Source organism: Corallococcus macrosporus, from assembly GCF_017302985.1.
GTDB lineage: Bacteria > Myxococcota > Myxococcia > Myxococcales > Myxococcaceae > Corallococcus > Corallococcus macrosporus_A.
This window is the reverse complement of record NZ_JAFIMU010000007.1, coordinates 2905311-2924712: the sequence shown is the minus strand read 5'-3', so window position 1 is coordinate 2924712 and position 19402 is coordinate 2905311. Positions and strand designations below refer to the sequence as shown.

Sequence of the window (19402 nt, the reverse complement as noted above, 5' to 3'; positions counted from 1 at the left end):
AGCGCCTTCACATCCGGCACCCTGCGCTCCTGCATTTCTACTCCGGGAACCGAATTCCATCCATGCACCCGCCCCCTCCCCCTGACGCCTCCTTCCCCCGCCCTCCCGGGCCCGCGCAGTCCGCTCCGGAGCCCGTACCTTGTGTCTGGGTGGTGGACGACAGCGCCAGCGAGGCACGCCTCATCAAGACGGCGCTGGGAACGGGCTTCCAGGTGGAGACCTTCCCGGACGGCGCCGCGATGCTCGAGTGGCTGCACTCCGGGCGTGCGCCGGACGTGGTGGTGCTGGACTGGGAGATGCCCGGGATGTCCGGTCCGGAGGTCTGCCAGTTCCTGCGCGCCCAGCGCGAGACGCAGGCGCTGCCGGTGCTGATGCTCACCGCGCACGGCCGGCCGGAGGACCTGGTGCAGGGGCTGCGCGCGGGCGCCAACGACTACGTGGCCAAGCCCTTCCGCACGGAGGAGGTGCGCGCGCGCGTGGACGCGCTCGCACGCACCAAGCGGCTGGTGGACGACGCGCGGCGCACGAGCCAGGAGAAGGCGGAGGTGTTCGCGCAGCTGGACGCGCTGCTCACCTCGTCGCCCGTGGGGCTGTCGCTGCTGGACCGGGACCTGCGCTTCGTGCGCGCCAACCAGCGCATGGCGACGCTGGACGGGCTGAGCGTGGACGCCTATCCAGGCAGGACGCTGGCGCAGGTGCTGCCCCGGTACGCCGCGCAGCTGGAGCCCCTGCTCCGCCGCGTCATGGAGACGGGGGAGGCCGCCGAGGAGCTGGGCTTCACGCTGGAGCACCCGGACACGCCCGGCGGCGCGGTGTACGTGATGGCCAGCTACCACCCGGTGCGCACCGCCCGGGGTGAGGTGGTGGGCGTGGGCAGCGTGCTGGTGGACGTCACCCGGCACAAGCAGGCGGAAGCCGAGCTGCGCGCGTCCGCGGAGTTCCGCGAGCGCTTCCTGGGCATCGTGGGCCACGACCTGCGCAACCCGCTCAACTCCATCCGCATGGGCGCCAGCTTCCTCGTCGCCAGCGAGCAGCTGCCCCCGCCGCTGGAGCGCACCGCCAGCCGCATCATCAACAGCACGGACCGGATGACGCGGATGATCACCGAGCTGCTGGACTTCACCCGCAGCCGGCTGGGCAGCGGCATCCCGCTGACGCCGGGCGCCACGGACCTGGGCCTGGTGGCGCGCCAGGTGGTGGAGGAGCTGGAGCTGGCGCACCCGAACCGCACCGTGAAGGTGACGTCCACCGGGCCCCTCACGGGCCACTGGGACGCGGACCGCCTGGCGCAGGTGCTGAGCAACCTGGTGGGCAACGCCCTCCAGTACAGCCCCGCGGAGTCCACGGTGGAGCTGGTGCTCGCGGGCGAGGCGGATCAGGCCGTCGTTCGGGTGAGCAACCCCGGAGAGCCCATCGCCCCGGAGGAGCTGGAGCAGCTCTTCCATCCCTTCCAGCGCGCGCGCACGGGCGCCCACGTGCCGTCCGGCCTGGGACTGGGCCTCTTCATCTCCGACCAGATCGCCCGCGGGCACCGCGGCTCGCTGAGCGTGACGTCGGACACCAAGGAGACGGTCTTCACCCTGACGCTGCCGCGCGACGTCACATGAGTCGTAACGGACGTCCGCCTGCCCCCTCGCGTGCTGGCCGGCCATCGAATGGCCCTGGGGCCCTGGAATCGCCGGGGCGCGTGCCCTACGGTGCGCATGTGTCCACTGCGCAACACCGCCCCACGCTGCTCCTTGTCGAGAACAACGAAGACGTCCGCGAGGCGCTGCGAGAGATTCTGGAGTCGGAGGGCTACCGCGCCCTCACCGCGGTGAACGGCCAGGACGCGCTGAACGTGCTGGCGAACCAGGAGCGGATGCCGGGCCTCATCCTGCTGGACCTGGTGATGCCGGTGATGGACGGCCACGCGTTCATCGAGCACCTGCGCAGCACGGGCGCGCTCGCGCTGACGCGGGTGCTGGTGCTGACGGCGCACCCCACGCTGCCCCTGCCGCAGGGCGTGGCCGGACGGCTGGGCAAGCCGGTGAAGCTGGAGGCGCTGCTGGACGCCATCGCCGTGCACTCCGTGCGGGCGTAGGGCGCCGCGCCCGTCAGGCGGCGCGGCAGTGCCGGGCCACCATGGTCAGCAGCTCCGCGATGTCCACGGGCTTGCGCAACAGGCCCACCGTGCCCGGCGGGGCCTTCGCGGAGAAGTGGGCGGTGAGCATCAGCACCGGCAGCTCGCGGTGGCGCTCGTCCTGCCGCAGCCGGTGCAGGAACTCGTGGCCGTCCATCACCGGCATCATCAGGTCCAGCAGCACCAGGCAGGGCTGGGGCTGGGAGGCCAGGACCTCCAGCGCGGCCTGACCGTTGGCGGCCTGGAGCACCGTGTAGTCCTCCATCTCCAGCAGCTCCGCCACGACCTCGCGCAAGTCCGGTTCGTCATCGACGATGAGGATGATGGAACGCGAAGGCTCGCTGCGCACGAGGCCAGCCTACGCAGGTCGCGCCGCGAGCGCCAAGAATGACGTGCTCCCCTGCTCTTCATCGCGCGCGGGTGATTTCACGCAGGGCGTGCCTCCGTCAGGCCGCTTGTCGGGAATGCCGGAAGAAACAAGGGGGTGCCATTGCACCTGGGGGCCCGAGCCCCTACCCCCTTTCCTACGGGGCCCATGAAACTCGTCGCGGACTTCATCGAAGCGAACCTGGACGTCCTGGTGCGGCGCTTCGCGGAAGCCGCGCGCAGGCTGGAGAGCACGCAGGGCCTGAAGGCGTCGGAGGTCATCTCCACGCTGCCGGAGTACCTCCACGCGGTGGCGGGCATCTGCCGGCATGGCGCCACGCCGGAGCGGCTGGAGACGCGAGCGCGGCTGGAGGAGGCGCACATCAACCTGCGCCTGCGCGTGGGCGCCACGCAGGAGGACGCGACGGACGAGTACACGCTGCTGGGACGGCTCATCCCCCAGCTGTGGCAGGACGTGCAGCCGGAGCGCAGGCCCGGCGCCGCCGGGCTCCAGTGCCTCTTCCAGCAACTGGAGGAGGCCATGGACCACGTGGTGGTCCTCTTCTCCGGCTACTCCTTCGAGGACCGCCAGCGGGAGAAGCGCTTCCTGCGCCAGATGGACGCGCTGGCGCCCCGGTGGCTGGAGCCGCGCGCGGATCCGCAGGGCCCGCTCAAGCCGCTGGTGGAGCGGGTGGTCCGGGCGCTGGAGGCCACCGGCGCGGAGCTGTTCCTCGTGGACGCGGACGGCCGGAGGATGACGCCCGTCGCGCACACCGGGCCCCTGGAGCCGCCCGCCGGACGGTCGGTGGACTCGCAGGGGCCGTCCTTCCTGGGCCGGGTGGCCCGCTCGGAGGAGCCGCTGGTGCTCGCGCAGGCGCGGGGCCTGGAGGACAGCCTGCGCGAGGGGCTGCACGCCCCCGGGTGGAGCACGCTGCTGGGCCTGCGGCTGTGGCCCCACGGCGAGCTGATGGGCGTGCTGTGCGTGGGGTTCGCGGAGGCCCGGCCGGTGCCGCCGCAGACCAAGCGCTTCCTGGAGACGCTGGTGGAGTACCTCTCCGGCATCCTCGACCGCGCCCTGCTCATGGGCCAGCTGCGCGAAGCCAACGCGCGGCTGGAGGCGTCGGAGACGCGCTACCGGCTGGCCAGCCAGGCCGCCGCGGACACCGTCTGGGATTGGAACCTGCTCACCGGGGAGGTGGCCTGGAGCGGGGAGACGCGCCGGATGCTCGGCTTCGCGCCGGAGGAGACGGGCACCACCGCGGACTGGTGGGTGTCCCGCATCCACCCGGAGGACCGGGAGCGGGTGGAGCGCGGCATCCACGCGGCCATCGGGGGCACGCAGGCGCGCTGGCAGGACGAGTACCGGTTCTTCGACCGCCAGGGTGACGTGGTGCGGGTGCTCGACTCGGGCGTCATCCTGCGCGACGCGCAAGGGCGGGGCGTGCGCATGGTGGGCGCCATGCAGGACATCACCTCCCGGTGGCAGGCGGAGAACGGCCACGAGCAGCTGCTTCACGAGGCCCAGCTGGCGCGCCTCCAGGCGGACACGAAGCTGAGCCAGCTGCACGCGCTCCTGCGCCAGGCGCCCGTCGCGCTCGCCATCCTCCGCGGCCCCGCGCACGTCGTGGCGCTGGCCAACGACCGCATCTGCCAGCTCTGGGGCCGCCCCGCCGAGCAGGTCCTGGGCCGCCCCGTGCTGGAAGCGCTGCCGGAGGTGGAGGGCCAGGGCATCCGGGAGCTGCTGGACGGCGTGCGCGCCACCGGCAGGCCCTACGTGGGTTACGAGCTGCACGTGCGGCTGGCCCGGGCCCCGGGCGGCGTGATGGAGGACGCGTACTTCAATCTCATCTACCAGCCGCTGAGCACGGCCGAGGTCGGCATGGAGGGCATCCTCGCCGTCGCCAGCGAGGTCACGGAGGTCGTGCGGGCCCGCCAGCGCGCGGAGGGACTGGCCGCCACGCTCCAGGTCAGCGAGGAGCGCTTGCGGCTGGCCCTGGACGCGGTGGACATGGGCAGCTGGGACATCGAACCGGCCACGGGCCGCGCCACCTGGGACGCGCGCTTCCGCGCCATGCTGGGCCTGCCCGCCGAGGGCGAGCTGACGCTCGAGGAGGCCATGCGGTTCGTCCACGAGGAGGACCGGCACCAGGTGGAGCAGGCGATGGCGGAGGCCTCCCGGCCGGGAGGCTCCGGCGAGTACGCGAGCGAGTTCCGCGTGCGGCCGCCCCAGGGTGGCCAGCCCGTGCGGTGGATTTCCGGCCGGGGCCACTTCCACTTCGGGCCGGACGGCCGTCCCGTGCGCTTCGTGGGCACGGGGCTGGACGTGACGGAGCGCAAGCTGGCGGAGGAGGCCGCGCGCCAGCGCGCGGAGTTCGAGCAGTACCTGGTGGGCATCGTGTCCCACGACCTGCGCAACCCGCTGAGCGCCATCCTCCTGGGCACGACGTCGCTCTTGCGGCGCGACGACCTCAACGAGCGCGCGATGAAGGCCGTGCTGCGCATCCAGGCCGCCGCGGAGCGCGCGGTGCGGATGATCCGCGACCTCTTGGACTTCACCCAGGCGCGCCTGGGCGGCGGCCTGCCCGTGCACTGCCAGGACCTGGAGCTGAACGCGCTGGTGCGGCAGGGCGTGGAGGAGGTGCAGATCACCGTCCCCGAGCGCGTCCTCCAGACGTCCCTGCCCGCGACGGCCATCCGCGGCTGCTGGGATCCGGACCGCGTCACGCAGGTGCTCACGAACCTGCTGGGCAACGCGCTGAAGTACTCACCGGAGGACACGCCTGTCTCGGTGCGCCTGCGGGAGGAGCCCGGCGGCGTCCTGCTGGAGGTGCACAACGCGGGAGCGCCCATCGCGCCGGACCTGCTGCCCCGCATCTTCCAGCCGATGCAGCGCGGCGAGCCGGGCATGGACCCCGCGACGCGCAGCGTGGGGCTGGGGCTCTACATCGTGCGGACCATCGTGCAGGCGCACGGCGGCACCATCGACGTGACGTCCACGCCGGAGGCGGGCACGACGTTCACGGTGCGGCTCGCACGGAACTGAACACCCGCCTGACTGTCATTCGCCGGGAGGACCCCGTTTGCATGCCTGGCCACCTGCCGGGGCATGGAAAGTGACCCCCGTGGCTGGACGGGAGGAGGACCGCCCGGTTAGGAAACCGCCCATCCCCTTGATGCCACCTGGCCTCCCCACGATGCCCTCCACCCGTGCCCCCGTGGTGTGGCTGCTGGAAGACTCTCCGACGGAGGCCCGGGCCGCGCATGCCGCGCTCAGCGCGACGTGCCAGGTCACCCTGTTCTCCGACGGGGCCGTGCTGGTGGAGGCCCTGGGCTTCGAGAAGACCCCGGACGTGCTGGTGCTGGACCGGGAGACCCCGGGCCTCACCGGCCTGGAGGTGTGCGTCTTCGTGCGGAGCAACGCCGCCACGGCGCTGCTCCCCGTGCTGCTGCTCACCTCCCACCAGCGCCCCGAGGACGTCATCGAGGGCCTGAGCGCGGGCGCCAACGACTACGTGTTCAAGCCGTTCCGGCCTTCGGAGCTGGAGGCCCGCGTGCTGGGGCTGGCCCAGTGGGGCTGGCGGCAGCGCCAGACGACGGCCGCGCTCGACACGACCCGGCAGACGCTGTCCGACGAACAGGCCCGGCGCGCCCTGGCGGAGCGCATGCTCGCGGAGGTCCGCGCCGCGGAGCTGCGCGCGTCGCGCAGCGACCAGCGCTTCCGGCTGGCCGCGCGCGCCACCCAGGACGCCATCTGGGAGTGGGACCCCCAGACGGACACCCTGGAGTGGAGCAGCGGGGACTCCGAGCTGCTGGGCGCGCTGGATGCCCCGCGGGTGGCGCGCAAGGACTGGTGGCGCGAGCGCGTCCACCCGGACGACCTGGCGTCCGTCCGGCAGGGCTTCGTGGACGCACTCGCGGGCAGGGGCGACCTGTGGCGGTGCGGCTACCGCTTCCACGACGCGCGGGGCGCCTGGCGGGACGTGGAGGAGCACGCCTTCATCGTCCGCGACACCAGGGGCGAGGTCCTCCAGGTGGTGGGCGCCCTGCGGGACGTGACCGCGCGCAAGCGGCTGGAGGCGGAGACCCGCCAGCGCGGGGACTTCGAGCGGCAGCTCATCGGCATCGTGAGCCACGACCTGCGCACCCCGCTGTCCTCCGTGCTGCTGTCCGCGTCGCTGCTGCTGGAGCGCGAAAACCTGGAGGAGTCCCAGCGCAAGCGCGTCAACCGCATCCGTGCGTCCACCGAGCGGGCCGTGCGGATGATCCGCGACCTGCTGGACTTCACCCAGGTGCGCCACGGCGGCCTCGTGCTGCATCCCCGGGACGCGGACCTCCACGCCCTGGTGGAGACCTCCATCGAGGAGGCCCAGACCCAGGCCCCCGGCCGCGCCATCGTCCACACCCAGGCCGGAGACGGCTCGGGGACATGGGACGTGGACCGCCTGGCCCAGGTGGTGGGCAACCTGCTGGGCAACGCGCTGGCCTACGGCGACAAGGCCGCCCCCATCCACGTGGACACCCGGGATGACGGCGACAGCGTGGTGCTGCGGGTGCACAACACCGGCGCCCCCATCCCCCCGGACCTGCTGCCGCGCCTCTTCGAGCCCCTGGAGCGCGGCGACGCCCACCGCGCGGAGCGCACGGACCGCAGCATCGGCCTGGGCCTCTTCATCGTCCGGCAGGTGGTGCGGGCCCACGGCGGCCACGTGGGCGTCACGAGCACCGCGGAAGCCGGGACCACCTTCACCGTGCGTCTGCCGCGACAGCCCCCCGCTGCGCCGCCTGCGACACGGCCTGGGTGAACTGGTCGATGTCATAGGGTTTCAACAGCAACTCGATGACATCCGGCCCCGTGTACTCCTCCGCGCCCTCCCGGTTGGTGGTGGTGAGGACGAAGGGGATGCCGGAGGCCGCCGGGTTCGCGGCCAGCTTCTGGAACGCGTGCCAGCTCAGGTCGAACGGCACGCTGATGTCGTAGACGATGACCGCCGGCGCCGTCTCACGCACCAGCGTGGCGAAGTCCAGGGGCCCGCGCATCACGTCCTGCACGCGCACGCCCCGGGTCTGGAAGCCGGCGCCGTCCAGCACCTCTTCCAGCGCCTCGATGAGGTCCTCGCTCCCGTTGAGCACCAACACGGTGGGTCGTTTTCCCATGCGAGGGAAGTTGCGTCCTCCCGTCCGTGGGAGCAGCAGCATCCCTCCGCCATGTGTGGCCCTGCCGACAGAGGGGGCGGACGTCCGGATGTCCGCCCCTCAGGCGGGGCTGGCCGGAGGCCCGGAGCGGGGCAGCCGCACGCGGAAGGTGGCGCCCTGGCCCGGGCTGCTCGTGACCGCGACCTCGCCGCCGTGGGCCTCCACGATGCGGTGCAGGCGGTAGAGCCCCAGCCCCAGGCCGCCGTAGTTGCGCGCGGGCACGGCGCGCTCGAAGCGGCGGAAGAGGCCGTCCACCCGGTCCGGCGCGATGCCGATGCCGTGGTCGCGCACCACCAGCGAAACCGAGTCCCCGTCCGCCTGGACCTCCAGCTCCACCGGCTTGCCCGGGCCGAACTTCACCGCGTTCGCCAGCAGGTGCGTCACCACCTGCCCCAGCCGGAGCGCGTCCCAGTGGCCCACCACGGACGCGACGTCGCGCACCACCAGCAGGCACCCGGCGCGCGCCGCCATCTCCTCCGAGCGCACCACCACGTCCCGCACCACCTGCCCCAGGTCCACGTCCTCCAGGTTCAGCCGGGGCGCGTGGCCCTGCATCTGCGACACGTCCAGCAGCCCCTCCACCAGGTCCGCCAGCCGCTGCACCTGCCGGTCCGCCGCCACCAGCGCGCGCTCCAGCCGCTCCGGCTCCACCTGGCGCTCGTGCTTGAGCGCCGCCGCCGTGCCCTGCACGCGCAGCCGCAGCGCGGCCAGGGGCGTGCGCAATTCGTGCGCGGCCACCGCCAGGAACTCGTCCCGCACGCGCACCGCCTCGCGCGCCTCGCGGTACAGCCGCAGCTGCTCCGTCACGTCGCCGATGATGCCCGCCATGCGCACGGGCCTGCCCTGCGCGTCGCGGATGGCCCGGCCCCGGCTCACGCACGAGCGGTAGCCCCCGGCCTCGTGCCGCAGCCGGAAGGACACGTCGTAGGGCGTGCCCTGCTCCAGGTGCCGCGCCAGCGCGGACGCCACCTCGTCCCGGTCCTCCGGGTGCACCCGCGCGAGGAACGCCTCCGGGGTGCCGGGGAAGTCCTCCGGCTTCATCCCCAGCATCTCCAGGAGGCGCGGGCTCCAGTACATGCGCTGGTTGCGCACGTCCCAGTCCCACACGCCGTCGTAGGAGCCGGACACCACCAGCCGGTAGCGCTCCTCGCTCTCGCGCGCGGTGCGCTCGGCCTGCTCCAGCAGCCCCACCCGCCGCTCCAGCTGCCGCACCATCGCGTACAGGTGCGTCTCCGTGGACAGCTCGCCGGGCACGGGCGCGGGCAGCGGCCCCTGCTCGCGCGACTCGCGCAGCAGCATGGCCACCAGCTCGTCGTCGCCCTGCGCGCGCCGCACGAAGCCGTTGGCCCCCACGTTGGCCGCCATGCGCAGGTCCAGCTCGTCCGGCGCGGTGGCGTGCGTGAGGATGACCGGCACGCGCGCGAGCTTCGGGTCCTGGCGCAGCGCCAGGCACAGCCGGAAGCCGTCCAGCCGGGGCATCAGCACGTCCGCCACCACCACGTCCGGCGGCCGCCGCCGCGCCAGCTCCAGCGCGGCCATGCCGTCCTCCGCCTCCATCAACTCGAAGCGGAAGGGGGCCAGCGCCAGCCGCAGCAGCTTGCGGTAGACGGGGTCGTCCTCCGCCACCAGCACCCGCAGCAGGGTGCGGCCGTCGTCCGCCTCCCGCGCCTGGGGCGGCAGGGCCTGCCGCACCGCCTCCACCCGCGCGCCCAGCGACAGGGACGGCGCGAGGAAGCCCGTCACCGGCACGCCCAGCCGCCGCAGGCCCTCCTGCTCGGCCGGCGGCGCCTCCACCCACAGGGCGGCCTCCGCCGCCTTCAGCGCCTGGCGCAGCACGTCCAGCAGCCCCGCCGCCGAGCTCATCAGCCCCGCGGACGCCAGCACCAGGTGCACCGGCGGGGACTCGCGCAGGGCCCGCACCAGCGGCTCCACCCCCGCCGCCAGCAGCACCCGCCAACCCTGGCCCTGGAAGGCGAGGGCCAGGAGCTCCCGGCGCGGACCCGGGGCTTCGACGAGCAGCAGGGTGGGCTTCATCAAGGGGGCGGGGAGCAGCGGAAAGCGGGCGCGGGCCGACGGGTCGTTCTGGACGGCGGGACCCCAACGGCCCACCCCAGGGTGTGCAAAGGGCGCAGTCTGGTGACGGGGCCTGCTGAGTCAAGGCAACCGTGCGGAAGTGTTGGAAGTTGGAAGGCGTCCAGCCAGCTCCAGGTGCACTCCGGTTGCACGTGCGTGGGGGACGCAAGCGCGGCGGTGTGTTATTCGACCGCGCATGGGTGCCAAGAAAGTCACGGCGCAGGAGAAGCTGACCGGGTTCCAGGACCGGATTCGCGCCGCGGGGCTGCGCAGCACCGCCCCCCGCGTGGCCGTGCTGCGCAAGCTGGAGACCGCCACCGCGCCCATGAGCCACGCGGACCTGGTGGAGGAGCTGGGCGGCGAGGGCTACGACCGCGTCACCATCTACCGCAACCTCACCGACCTCACCGAAGCGGGCCTCGTCGTGCGCGCCGACCTGGGTGACCACGTCTGGCGCTTCGAGCTCAAGCGCGCCGGCGCCACCGAGCACGCCAACAACCACCCCCACTTCACCTGCACCGACTGCGGCTCCGTGGCCTGCCTGCCCGAGGAGTCCGTGCGCCTCACCACCGCCCGGGGCGTCCCCCGCGCCGTGTCCCAGCGCGCCGTCGAGGTGCAGCTGCGCGGCCTCTGCGACCGCTGCGAGTAACCCCCCCACCGGCCCGCCAGCCGGGCGCCTGCCGTGGATGTGCTCACTGGTAGGCATGCGCCTACATTGGAGCTTCCGCTCTCCTGTCCCCAGGTACAGATTGGTTCCGTGCGAAGGCGGAAGCCCCGCCGCTCCGGCTCGGGGAGCGGTTCGGGGGCCTCCAAGGGTTCGCAGGGGGAATGGGATGGAAGCCCATCACACGTTGCTGGTCGTCGACGACGACATGGACATCCGGGATGCGCTCCAGGACGCGCTGGAGCTGGAGGGCTACGCCGTGCAGTTGGCGGCGGACGGGCTGGAGGCACTGGAGCGGCTGCGCTCCTCGGAGCCCCGGCCGCAGCTCATCCTCCTGGACCTGATGATGCCGCGCATGGACGGCGTCGCGTTCAGGGAGGCGCTGCGCCACGAGCGCGCGTGCTCGGACATCCCGGTGGTGGTGGCCAGCGCGGACCTGGACGTGCGTGAGACGGTGGACGGGATGGGCGTGGCCGCCTACCTGCGCAAGCCGCTGGACCTGTCCGCGCTGCTGTCCACCGTGAAGCAGCTCTGCCTGCCCGTGTGAACGCCTGCCTGCTCCTCCTGCGGAGGGGCGGCGTGCAGGCCATGGACTCGATGGGCCGGTTGGCGGCGGAACACGGCCGCCCCACCCTTGAGAGCAGACACGACACACCCACACGAAAGGGAGCGGGACCATGAAGAAGATCATCGTCGCGGCAGTGATGTGCCTGGGAACGGCTGCCTTCGCGCAGGACACCACCGGCACGCCGCAGAACCCGGCGCCGAGCGCGCCCAGCAGCCGGCAGATGAACGGCCCGTCCACGGGCGTGGAGGCCCAGGAGGTGGGCCCCGCCATCGGTGACGCCGCCAAGAAGGTCGTGGGCAAGGACACGTCCAAGGACAAGGCGGAGGCCGCGAACAAGACCGGCGTCTGGAAGGACAAGGACGCCTTCAGCCTCAACGGCACCGTGAAGGCCAAGGACGACGACGACATCACGCTCGCGCGCACCGGCACGCTGCCGGAGGTGAAGCTGGACGTGCGTGAGCAGACGAAGGTGACCCTGGACGGCAAGACCGTGAAGGCCAGCGAGCTGCCGGAGGGCGCCAGCGTGCGCGCGAAGTTCCAACTGGAGGGGGATGACTCCATCGCGCTGGAGCTGAAGGCCACCTCGCCCAAGAAGTAGTCACCCGCGGATCCGCGCGGTCCTTCACCGGGCCCGCTTCCCACCAGGGAGGCGGGCCCGGTTTTTTTACTGCCCCTTCAGGGTCGGCTGCTGCCCTGGATGTGAAAGGGATTGCCCACTCCCAGGCGGCGCTGCACGGAAAGCCTGCTCCGCAGGGCGGGTACGCGGCTTGCTTAGGTGGCGCGTACGCGTAGGGAGAACACGTGAATCGACGACTGCTGGGGCTGGGCGTGTGTGTTGGGGCGATGGTGCTGTCGGCGTGGGGATGCGGTGGGGAGGACGGTCCCCCCCCTCCCGTGGATGACCCGAGCACCCTCGACCCGAGGCCAGGGGTGGATGCGGGCACGGGTGGTAACACCGATGCCGGGACGGGTGGCGGCACGGATGCCGGCACGGGCGGCGGCACGGACGCCGGCACGGGCACGGATGCGGGCACCGGTGGCGGCACCGATGCGGGCACGGGCGGCGGCACGGATGCCGGCACCGGCACGGATGCAGGCACGGGCGGCGGCACCGACGCGGGCGTGGTGGACCCCTGGCCGGCGGATCCGCTGACGAACTACTCGGACCGCTACGGCATCGGCCGGGTGCAGTCGGTGGGCATCGACCTGGGCAAGAACATCTGGGTGCTGGACGGCGATCGCATCGGCGTGGTGAACGCGAGCACGAAGAAGCTGGTCTGGGTGCCGGGCCCGGTGGGCCAGGCCGCCGAGGGACAATCCTCCACCGTCATCTGCGGCGGCGAAGCGGGCCGCGCCTACGTGGGCTACAACGCGCCGGGCCTGGGTGAGGATCCGGAGTGGTCGGACATCCACCCGAACTTCATCGTCACCGCGAAGCCGTGCGAGGTCCCGGTGAACGAGACGACCTGCTTCCCCTTCAGCCCGCGCCGGCTCCAGCTCTACAAGCAGGGTGACGTGGACGCGGTGAAGCTGGACCCGAGCGGCCAGGTCCTCTTCGAAGGCCACATCAACCAGTCCCGCCGCGCCAACATCGACGACAACGGCAAGCCCTTCATCCAGACGGGCCCGACCGTGGTGGACGGCGTCAGCCTGGGCATCCGCAACAGCAACGACCACCACTTCGACGAAGACCGCGCCATGCTCAGCTGCACGTCCGTGCTGCGCGGCCCGAACAAGGGCGACGTCTTCTTCGGCACCAACCACGGCGTCGTGCGCCTCCGGGGCCTGACCTTCAACGCCCACCGGCACCCGGTCTGGTTCAAGAAGGATCCGAACAAGCCCAACTCGCAGGGCTCGCAGCAGGCCGGCTACACCTACGGCCTGGGCATCGCGCCGGACGGTGACGTGCTCATGGCCAACGACTGGAACTTCGGCACCGTCACGCCCGACACGAAGATGGAGAACTGGGACGACACCACCACGCCCACCATCAACCAGCAGAAGGTGAAGTCCTCCTACCTCCCGGAGGTCAACTCGCAGGAGGCCTTCGACGAGTGGCGAGGCTTCCAGCAGACGACGGACGGCAGGTACTACCTGGGCAGCAAGTCCCTGGGCCTGTGGGAGATGACCATCCTCTCCTCCGGCAACCCGTTCCAGAAGGGCACCCGCGTGGGCGCGGACGTGCCGGCGCTCAACGACATCAACGCCCTGGCCTCCACGAATGACGGCTCGCTCTTCATCGGCACCAACGCGGGCGGCCTCTACCGGATGACGCCCGCCAAGACGCTGGAGAAGGTGGCGAACGTGCGCGGCAACAAGGTCCTCCAGCTCGTGTACGACGGCTCCGTATCGTCCGGCATGCTGCTGGTCCTCACCTCCGAGGGCCTGACCGTCCTGCGCGGCTACTGAGAAGTCCCACCCTGACGCCGGGGCGGTGCGCATGTCGCACCCGGCGTTCCGGGGGGTCGAGGGGCCCTGGAAGGGCGCGGAAATGTTCTGGAACGAGGCCCGGTTCTGCTTCCGCCCTCTTGCCTTCGTGCAAGGGGGCAGGCGGGCCGGGCCCCCGGGCTTCACGGCCCTCCGGACCGTTCTCTACAATCGCCCCTGCCCCGCCGGAGGAATCCGAACGCATGCGCCTGAGACTCGCCCGCCGTCACGCCGCTGGTGCCGCCTCCTCCCTCGCCGAAGCGGAACCGGTGGAGCCGCACGGCCGCAACGAGCTCCAGGCGCGAGGCCCCGACCCCTTCCGGCCGGACCGGCGCCTGCGTTGGCGGGACCACTTCGTGCTCACCGAGCACCTGCTCCAGTTGGACGGCATCCACCCGGAGCATGACGGCCTGCGCATCGCGCAGCTGTCGGACGTGCACGTGGGCCAGGCCACCAGCGACGTGCGCATCCGCCGCGCGGTGGCCGCGGTGAACGAGGCGGCGCCGGACCTGGTGTTCCTCACGGGCGACTACGTCACGCACAGCCCCAAGCCGCTGCCGCGCGTGCGCCAGCTGCTCCAGGGGCTCAACGGTCCCGTCTTCGTGGTGCTGGGCAACCACGACCACTGGGTGGACGCGCCCTACCTGCGCGCGGGCTTCGAGGACCTGGGCTACACGGTGCTCCAGAACGAGCACCGCGTGGTGCACGTGAAGGGCGCGCCGGTGACGGTGCTGGGCATCGACGACGGGCTCACCGGCATGGCGGACGTGGAGGCCACCTTCCGGGGCGCGCCCACGTCCGGCACGCGGCTGGTGCTGGCCCACACGCCGCCCACCGCGGAGCAGCTGCCCGCGCACGCGGGGCTGGTGCAGTTCTCCGGGCACACGCACGGCGGGCAGTTCATCGTCCGGGGCCTCACGGAGGCCCTCTTCCGCCGCGCGGGCCAGCCGTACATCCGCGGCCACTACCGCGTGAACGGCAACCACCTGTACGTGAACCAGGGGCTGGGCTTCGGCTTCGGCGGGCCGTACCTGCGCCGGGGCAGCACGCCGGAGGTCGCCTTCTTCACGCTGCGCACCGCCCAGGCCGCCCACGTCGGGGCGACCTGATCCGCGGAAAGCAGGACGGCGCGCCCGCCTTCAGCGCAGGGGCGCGCCCAGCTTCATGCCGCCCAGGCCTGCCTCGCGCTTCTTGCGCGACAGGCTGAAGGGGCCGGGCCCGAAGTAGACGATGAGCAGCGCGCCCCCCGCCATGGAGAGGTTCTTCATGAAGTGGATGAGGTTGTTCTGCGCCTGCACCGGGTCATCCATCTTCCAGAAGTGGTGGACCATGAAGGCGGACGCCACCAGGAACACCGCGAGCATGGCCGCGCCCAGCCGGGCGAAGGCGCCCAAGAGGACGCACAGGCCGCCCACCACCAGCACCCCGCCGGACACCAGCACCGCCGTCCGCGGGTCGGGCACACCCGACGCCTGGGCGTAGGCCGTGAGGGCCTGGAGCTGGATGAAGTGATTGAGCCCGCTGGTGATGAAGATGACCGAGAACAACAGCCGTCCCAGCGGTGCGAGCAGCCCCATGAATGACCTCCATGCCTCCGGCGTGTCCCCCCTCAACGCGGACGGGTCGCTGTCATTCTCCAGATAGGCACGGAAGGGCGGGCGGACAGCCGGCCCCCGTTCCCCCGCCTGCTCCCCAACCTGTCCGACAGTCGGACCGTTCCCGGGGTGACGCACCGGCGGCCTGCGACAACTCGCCACAGGGTGCCGGGATGGGGGGACGCTAGGGTGCGCACGCCTTGAGAACCCCCACCCTGGCCCTCCTGAGCGCCGCGCTCCTCCTGCTGCCCGCGTCCACCGCGTGGGCGTGCGCGAGCTGCGCGTGCGGGGACCCCACCCTCACGTCCATGGGCGGCGAGCAGCCCTTCGAAGGGCGCCTGCGGCTGTCCACGATGCTGCGCGCGTGGGGCCACACGGAGGGGCTGACGGGGGTGGACGCGCAGCGGCTGCGAGAGCTGCGCATGGACGTGGCGGTGGCGTACGCGCCCCGGCCATGGCTGGTGCTGGCGGTGAACCTGCCGCTGCAGGCCCGCGAGGTCCGGGACGTGAGCCTGGGGATGGAGCGCGGCTGGGGGCTGGGCGACGTCGACGTGAGCGCGAAGGCGTTCGTGTGGAAGGACAAGGAGTTCTCGCCGGACCACCTGGTGAGCGTGGTGGGCGGGGTGAAGCTGCCCACCGGCCCCCGGCTGCACGCGAGGGACGGCACGACGCTGGGCATCGACGCGCAGCCGGGCAGCGGCTCCGTGGATCCGATGGCGGGGCTGGCGTGGCAGGGCTTCCGGGGCAAGTGGTCGTTCCTCGCGAGCGCCCTGGGCTTCCTGCCCTCGCGAGGCCGCGACGACTACCGGCTGGGAGCGTCGCTGCGCACGCAGGTGGCGGCGCAATACCAGCCATCGCCCACGTGGGCGGTGCGCCTGGGCGTGGACAGCCGTGCGGAGCGGGCGCCGGACACGAACGGCGCGCCGGAGGAATCCGGAGGAGGCTTCATCGCGTACGCGTCACCGGACGTCCTCTTCAGCCCGGGCATGGACGTGGTGGTGCAGGCCGGGGTGCGCATCCCGTTCGTCAACCAGCTGCGCCGGGTGTCGTCCACGCCCATCGCGGTGCTCTCGCTGGCGTACGACCTGTGATGATCCGCGCCTCAAGTCTGGGATTGCTGTGCATGCTGAGCGCGTGCGGCGAGCGCGTGGACGGCATGCGCGTGACGCTGGGCCTGGAGCACCGGGCCGCGCACGGAGTGCAGGCGGCGGGCGGCGAGCGCTCCTTCACGCGAGCGGATGGACAGACACTCACGCTGACGCGCGGCTACGTGGCGCTGGGCAGCGTGGAGTTGAAGCCGTGCGAGGAGGCCCTGGGGTGGCGGCTGCTCAAGGCGCTGTCGCCCATTGGCACGGCGCACGCGCACTCGGTGGGGTCGCCGTTGAAGCTGGGCACGCCGCACGTGAGCGGACTGGAGCGGCCGGACGGGAACGTGCTGCCGCTGGGAACGCTGCGTCCGCCGCCGGGGCGCTACTGCCGGGCGAGGCTCACCTTCGAGCCCGCGGACGCGGACGCGGAAGGACTGCCGGGCGGGGACGTGGACATGCTGGAGCGCACGCTGTGGCTGGAGGGCACGCGGGTGCCGGCCGGAGGCGGTGAGCCGCAACCGTTCAAGCTGGTGTCCTCCAACATCGCCACGGTGGACGTGGTGCTGGACGGGCTGACGCTGTCCGAGGACGAGCCGACAGCCGAGCGCACCTTCGCGCTCGCCTGGGACGCGTGGCTGGCGACGGTGGACCTGGAGTCCAGGGACGCGGCGGCGTCCGCGCTGGACACGGTGGCCCGCTCCGTGGCGATGTCCTCCGCCACGCCATGACGCCTTCGCCGCCGCCGCCCCCGTCCGAACCGTCGCTCCGGGCCCGCATCAACCTGGTGTGGCTGCTGAGGCTGCGCTGGGGCGTGCTGGTGGGTCAGGCGGTGCTGGTGGCGGTGGCCGCGTGGGGCCTCAAGCTGGCGTTGCCGGTGCCCGCGCTGGTGGCGCTACTGGGCGTGGAGGCGGTGACGAACGCGGCGGTGCGAGCAGGGCTCGCGAGGGCAAGGCCGGTGGCGGAGGCAGCCATCTTCGGGCTGATGCTCTGGGACACGCTGGTGCTGACGGGGCTGCTGGCGTTGAGTGGAGGGACGCACAATCCCTTCACGACGCTGTACCTGGTGAACGTGGCGCTGGGCACGGTGCTGCTGCCGCCGCGCCGCACGTGGGCGATGTTGGGCTTCACGCTGGTGGCGTTCGGTTCGCTGTTCCTGTTGCAGGACGTGACGCTGCCGGGCCTGGAAAGGCCAGACCACGCGGAGCTGATGCGGCTGCACCTGAGCGGCATGTGGGTGGCATTCGCGGTGGCGGCGGGCTTCATCGTGTATTTCATCCAGCGAGTGACAAGGGCGCTGGCAAGGCGTGAGCAGGAATTGGAGCAGGCCAGGGCAAGGCACGCGAGGCAGGAGAAGGTGGCCTCACTGGCGACGCTGGCGGCGGGAGCGGCGCACGAACTGTCCACGCCGCTGTCCACCATCGCGGTGGTGGCGAAGGAGCTGGAGCGAGCCCTGGCGGCCTCCCAGACCTCCGACTCCGCGAGAGAGGACTTGAGGCTGATCCGCCAGCAGGTGGACCGCTGCAGGGACGTGCTGGTGCAGATGTCCGCGGACGCGGGCCAGACGACGGGAGAACCCTTCCAGCCCATCCCCCTGGAGAGGCTGGTGGAGGAGACGCTGTCGGAGCTGTCCGGCCGTGAGCGCGTACGGGTGGAGGTGCCAGAAGCGCTGAAGCAGCAAGAAGTCCACGGTCCACCAAGAGCCTTGGCCAGGGTGCTGCGAGGCCTGGTGAAGAACGCGCTTCAAGCCACGCCAGTAGGCCGAAGTGTGGAGCTGAGAGTGGTGTCCGAAGGCACGGGAGCCAGGCTGGAGGTCCGCGACGAAGGCCAGGGCATGCCAGACGCGGTGCTGGCCCGAGCAGGAGAGCCATTCTTCACCACGAAGGCACCGGGAGAGGGCATGGGCCTGGGGTTGTTCCTGGCGCGTTCGCTGGCGGAGCAATTGGGCGGGTCGCTGGAGCTGCGTTCAAAGGCAGGAGAAGGCACGACGGCAAGGCTGAGCCTGCCGGGCACGGACGCAAGGGAGGCAGCGGCATGAGCACGGCGCCAGTGGATCACCGCCCCAGCCTGCTGCTGGTGGACGACGACACCACGCTGAGAGAGCGACTGGCCCGAGCCTTCCGTGAGCGAGGCTGGGACGTCACGACAGCCGGCAACCACGACGAAGCCATGGCAGCGGCAAGGCGCGAATCACCGGAGTACGCGGTGGTGGACCTGCGAATGCCGGGGCAGAGCGGCCTGGAACTGGTGCGCGACCTGGTGGCGGTGGACGCCTCCACACGGGTCATCGTGCTGACGGGCTACGGAAGCATCAGCACGACGGTGGATGCGATCCGGCTGGGAGCAGTGAACTACCTGCCGAAGCCAGCAGACGCGGATGACATCCTGGCGGCATTCGCCAGGGCGGAAGAGGCACCCAACGTAGCGGCGCCAGAAACGCTCCAGGCACCGTCACTCGCGAGAGCGGAGTGGGAACACATCCACCGCGTGCTCGCGGACAGCGCCGGAAACATCTCCGAAGCCGCGCGCAAGCTGGGCATCCACCGAAGGTCGCTCCAGCGGAAGCTCCAGAAGTACCCGCCGTCCCGCTGACGCGAAGCCGTCACTTCCGTTGCTGGAGTTCCGAAATCCACCCATCCACGTTGGGAAAGCCGGTCTCTCGCAGCGCCTGGACGACCTCGGGCTTCAAAGCCTTCTCGATCTCTGAAATGGGCTCAGGGAAGATGGCGAAGACGCTCCACGAATCGACCGGCTGCTTCTTGGCACCCCCACCCATCTCCTCGCATCCCGACCTGATGTAAAAACCCTTGAACGGTGTTCTCATAAACACCAGACCAAGCTTTGGTCTCATCAACAATTCCAGCCCCAGAAACTCTCGCCAGCGAAATCGCTAACGCCGCGGCCAAGACGTACCCCATCGGCTCAAGCTCGCCGCCCACTTCGAGCATCGCTTCTAGCTCTCCATCAGGCTCTTCGACCACCGTACAAAACACCAAGCCTTGCGGAGCAATCGTGGCAAACCGCCAGACAGCCATACCGCAACCAAGCTCGCGCAAGCTTGCGTACTCGTCTTGATTTCCGAAGCCATCGAGCACCACCACCTCCGGAGGTGGCGCATCAATCAATTCGGCAATAGCTCTCGATGCACCAGCAATAACATCCCCAAGACCCACCTTTCCACTCACACGAACAGCCAACGAACTCCCCATCACCACCCCCTACCACCAGCCCACGCAATCGCTATCGCAGCCTCACAATTCCCAGCAAACACAGCCTCACGCCTGACGAAGCGCTGCCTCCAACGCTTCG

At 71.4% G+C, this 19402-nt stretch carries 18 protein-coding genes; 13 read left to right on the top strand and 5 right to left on the bottom strand.

Annotation, left to right across the window (positions count from 1 at the left end; all coding sequences use genetic code 11):
• The first annotated feature begins 152 nt into the window (after positions 1–152).
• Together JYK02_RS24550 and JYK02_RS24545 are read left to right on the top strand one after the other, a co-directional pair.
• Complete coding sequence (locus JYK02_RS24550) at positions 153–1607, top strand: response regulator (protein ID WP_207054458.1); 1455 nt, start codon at positions 153–155, stop codon at positions 1605–1607.
• A 98-nt stretch (positions 1608–1705) separates the two neighbouring features.
• Positions 1706–2083: a response regulator gene (locus tag JYK02_RS24545; RefSeq protein ID WP_207054456.1), complete on the top strand. Its 378-nt coding sequence runs from the start codon at positions 1706–1708 to the stop codon at positions 2081–2083.
• 13 nt (positions 2084–2096) lie between these two features.
• On the opposite strand, the gene JYK02_RS24540 is transcribed toward JYK02_RS24545, so the two are convergent.
• Entirely contained in the window at positions 2097–2471 is a 375-nt protein-coding gene (locus tag JYK02_RS24540; RefSeq protein ID WP_207054453.1) for a response regulator, read from the bottom strand.
• 186 nt (positions 2472–2657) lie between these two features.
• On the opposite strand from JYK02_RS24540, the gene JYK02_RS24535 reads away from it, so the two are divergent.
• Both JYK02_RS24535 and JYK02_RS24530 read left to right on the top strand, forming a co-directional pair.
• Positions 2658–5531, top strand: a complete 2874-nt coding sequence (locus tag JYK02_RS24535) for a sensor histidine kinase (RefSeq protein ID WP_207054451.1) — start codon at positions 2658–2660, stop codon at positions 5529–5531.
• Between the two features lie 151 nt (positions 5532–5682).
• Positions 5683–7290, top strand: coding sequence for a sensor histidine kinase (locus tag JYK02_RS24530; protein WP_207054446.1), 1608 nt, complete (start codon positions 5683–5685; stop codon positions 7288–7290).
• On the opposite strand, the gene JYK02_RS24525 is transcribed toward JYK02_RS24530, so the two are convergent.
• A complete protein-coding gene (locus tag JYK02_RS24525) occupies positions 7232–7642 on the bottom strand; it encodes a hypothetical protein (RefSeq protein ID WP_207054445.1) in 411 nt (136 codons plus the stop codon). The two genes, JYK02_RS24530 and JYK02_RS24525, sit on opposite strands and share 59 nt — an antisense overlap.
• 99 nt (positions 7643–7741) lie before the next feature.
• Positions 7742–9715 (bottom strand): ATP-binding protein, encoded by a 1974-nt coding sequence (locus JYK02_RS24520; protein ID WP_207055311.1) that lies wholly within the window; start codon positions 9713–9715, stop codon positions 7742–7744.
• A gap of 235 nt (positions 9716–9950) precedes the next feature.
• Between JYK02_RS24520 and JYK02_RS24515 the strand changes: the two genes are divergently transcribed.
• From JYK02_RS24515 to JYK02_RS24495, 5 genes are all read left to right on the top strand, one after another.
• On the top strand, positions 9951–10403 hold the full coding sequence (locus tag JYK02_RS24515) for a Fur family transcriptional regulator (protein WP_207054444.1): 453 nt from the start codon (positions 9951–9953) through the stop codon (positions 10401–10403).
• A 184-nt stretch (positions 10404–10587) separates the two neighbouring features.
• The gene (locus JYK02_RS24510) at positions 10588–10965 is read left to right on the top strand and encodes a response regulator (RefSeq protein WP_207054443.1); all 378 of its coding nucleotides are present in this window, start codon (positions 10588–10590) and stop codon (positions 10963–10965) included.
• Between the two features lie 130 nt (positions 10966–11095).
• Complete coding sequence (locus JYK02_RS24505) at positions 11096–11584, top strand: hypothetical protein (protein WP_207054442.1); 489 nt, start codon at positions 11096–11098, stop codon at positions 11582–11584.
• Between the two features lie 203 nt (positions 11585–11787).
• On the top strand, positions 11788–13395 hold the full coding sequence (locus tag JYK02_RS24500) for a hypothetical protein (RefSeq protein WP_347402567.1): 1608 nt from the start codon (positions 11788–11790) through the stop codon (positions 13393–13395).
• Positions 13396–13616: 221 nt separating this feature from the next.
• Positions 13617–14522, top strand: a complete 906-nt coding sequence (locus JYK02_RS24495; protein ID WP_207054440.1) for a metallophosphoesterase — start codon at positions 13617–13619, stop codon at positions 14520–14522.
• Positions 14523–14552: 30 nt separating this feature from the next.
• Here the strand turns inward: JYK02_RS24495 and JYK02_RS24490 are convergent, their stop codons facing one another.
• Positions 14553–14990: a DoxX family protein gene (locus JYK02_RS24490; protein WP_120549067.1), complete on the bottom strand. Its 438-nt coding sequence runs from the start codon at positions 14988–14990 to the stop codon at positions 14553–14555.
• 218 nt (positions 14991–15208) lie between these two features.
• Between JYK02_RS24490 and JYK02_RS24485 the strand changes: the two genes are divergently transcribed.
• From JYK02_RS24485 to JYK02_RS24470, 4 genes are read left to right on the top strand one after another with little or no spacing between them, the layout of a single operon-like run.
• Entirely contained in the window at positions 15209–16099 is an 891-nt protein-coding gene (locus JYK02_RS24485; protein ID WP_207054438.1) for a transporter, read from the top strand.
• 32 nt (positions 16100–16131) lie between these two features.
• On the top strand, positions 16132–16824 hold the full coding sequence (locus tag JYK02_RS24480; protein ID WP_207054436.1) for a hypothetical protein: 693 nt from the start codon (positions 16132–16134) through the stop codon (positions 16822–16824).
• Positions 16821–18131, top strand: a complete 1311-nt coding sequence (locus JYK02_RS24475) for an ATP-binding protein (protein ID WP_207054434.1) — start codon at positions 16821–16823, stop codon at positions 18129–18131. The genes JYK02_RS24480 and JYK02_RS24475 overlap by 4 nt, the downstream gene beginning before the upstream one ends.
• Positions 18128–18685 (top strand): response regulator transcription factor, encoded by a 558-nt coding sequence (locus tag JYK02_RS24470; RefSeq protein ID WP_207054432.1) that lies wholly within the window; start codon positions 18128–18130, stop codon positions 18683–18685. The genes JYK02_RS24475 and JYK02_RS24470 overlap by 4 nt, the downstream gene beginning before the upstream one ends.
• Positions 18686–18807: 122 nt before the next feature.
• Here the strand turns inward: JYK02_RS24470 and JYK02_RS24465 are convergent, their stop codons facing one another.
• Complete coding sequence (locus JYK02_RS24465) at positions 18808–19302, bottom strand: hypothetical protein (RefSeq protein ID WP_207054431.1); 495 nt, start codon at positions 19300–19302, stop codon at positions 18808–18810.
• Between the last annotated feature and the right edge of the window lie 100 nt (positions 19303–19402).

Coding starts and splice junctions, on each gene's coding strand:
- JYK02_RS24495 (WP_207054440.1), top strand. CDS start 13,617: ATGCGCCTGAGACTCGCCCGCCGTCACGCCGCTGGTGCCGCCTCCTCC.
- JYK02_RS24490 (WP_120549067.1), bottom strand. CDS start 14,990: ATGGGGCTGCTCGCACCGCTGGGACGGCTGTTGTTCTCGGTCATCTTC.
- JYK02_RS24535 (WP_207054451.1), top strand. CDS start 2,658: ATGAAACTCGTCGCGGACTTCATCGAAGCGAACCTGGACGTCCTGGTG.
- JYK02_RS24510 (WP_207054443.1), top strand. CDS start 10,588: ATGGAAGCCCATCACACGTTGCTGGTCGTCGACGACGACATGGACATC.
- JYK02_RS24465 (WP_207054431.1), bottom strand. CDS start 19,302: ATGGGGAGTTCGTTGGCTGTTCGTGTGAGTGGAAAGGTGGGTCTTGGG.
- JYK02_RS24520 (WP_207055311.1), bottom strand. CDS start 9,715: ATGAAGCCCACCCTGCTGCTCGTCGAAGCCCCGGGTCCGCGCCGGGAG.
- JYK02_RS24475 (WP_207054434.1), top strand. CDS start 16,821: ATGACGCCTTCGCCGCCGCCGCCCCCGTCCGAACCGTCGCTCCGGGCC.
- JYK02_RS24515 (WP_207054444.1), top strand. CDS start 9,951: ATGGGTGCCAAGAAAGTCACGGCGCAGGAGAAGCTGACCGGGTTCCAG.
- JYK02_RS24505 (WP_207054442.1), top strand. CDS start 11,096: ATGAAGAAGATCATCGTCGCGGCAGTGATGTGCCTGGGAACGGCTGCC.
- JYK02_RS24480 (WP_207054436.1), top strand. CDS start 16,132: ATGCTGAGCGCGTGCGGCGAGCGCGTGGACGGCATGCGCGTGACGCTG.
- JYK02_RS24525 (WP_207054445.1), bottom strand. CDS start 7,642: ATGGGAAAACGACCCACCGTGTTGGTGCTCAACGGGAGCGAGGACCTC.
- JYK02_RS24530 (WP_207054446.1), top strand. CDS start 5,683: ATGCCCTCCACCCGTGCCCCCGTGGTGTGGCTGCTGGAAGACTCTCCG.
- JYK02_RS24470 (WP_207054432.1), top strand. CDS start 18,128: ATGAGCACGGCGCCAGTGGATCACCGCCCCAGCCTGCTGCTGGTGGAC.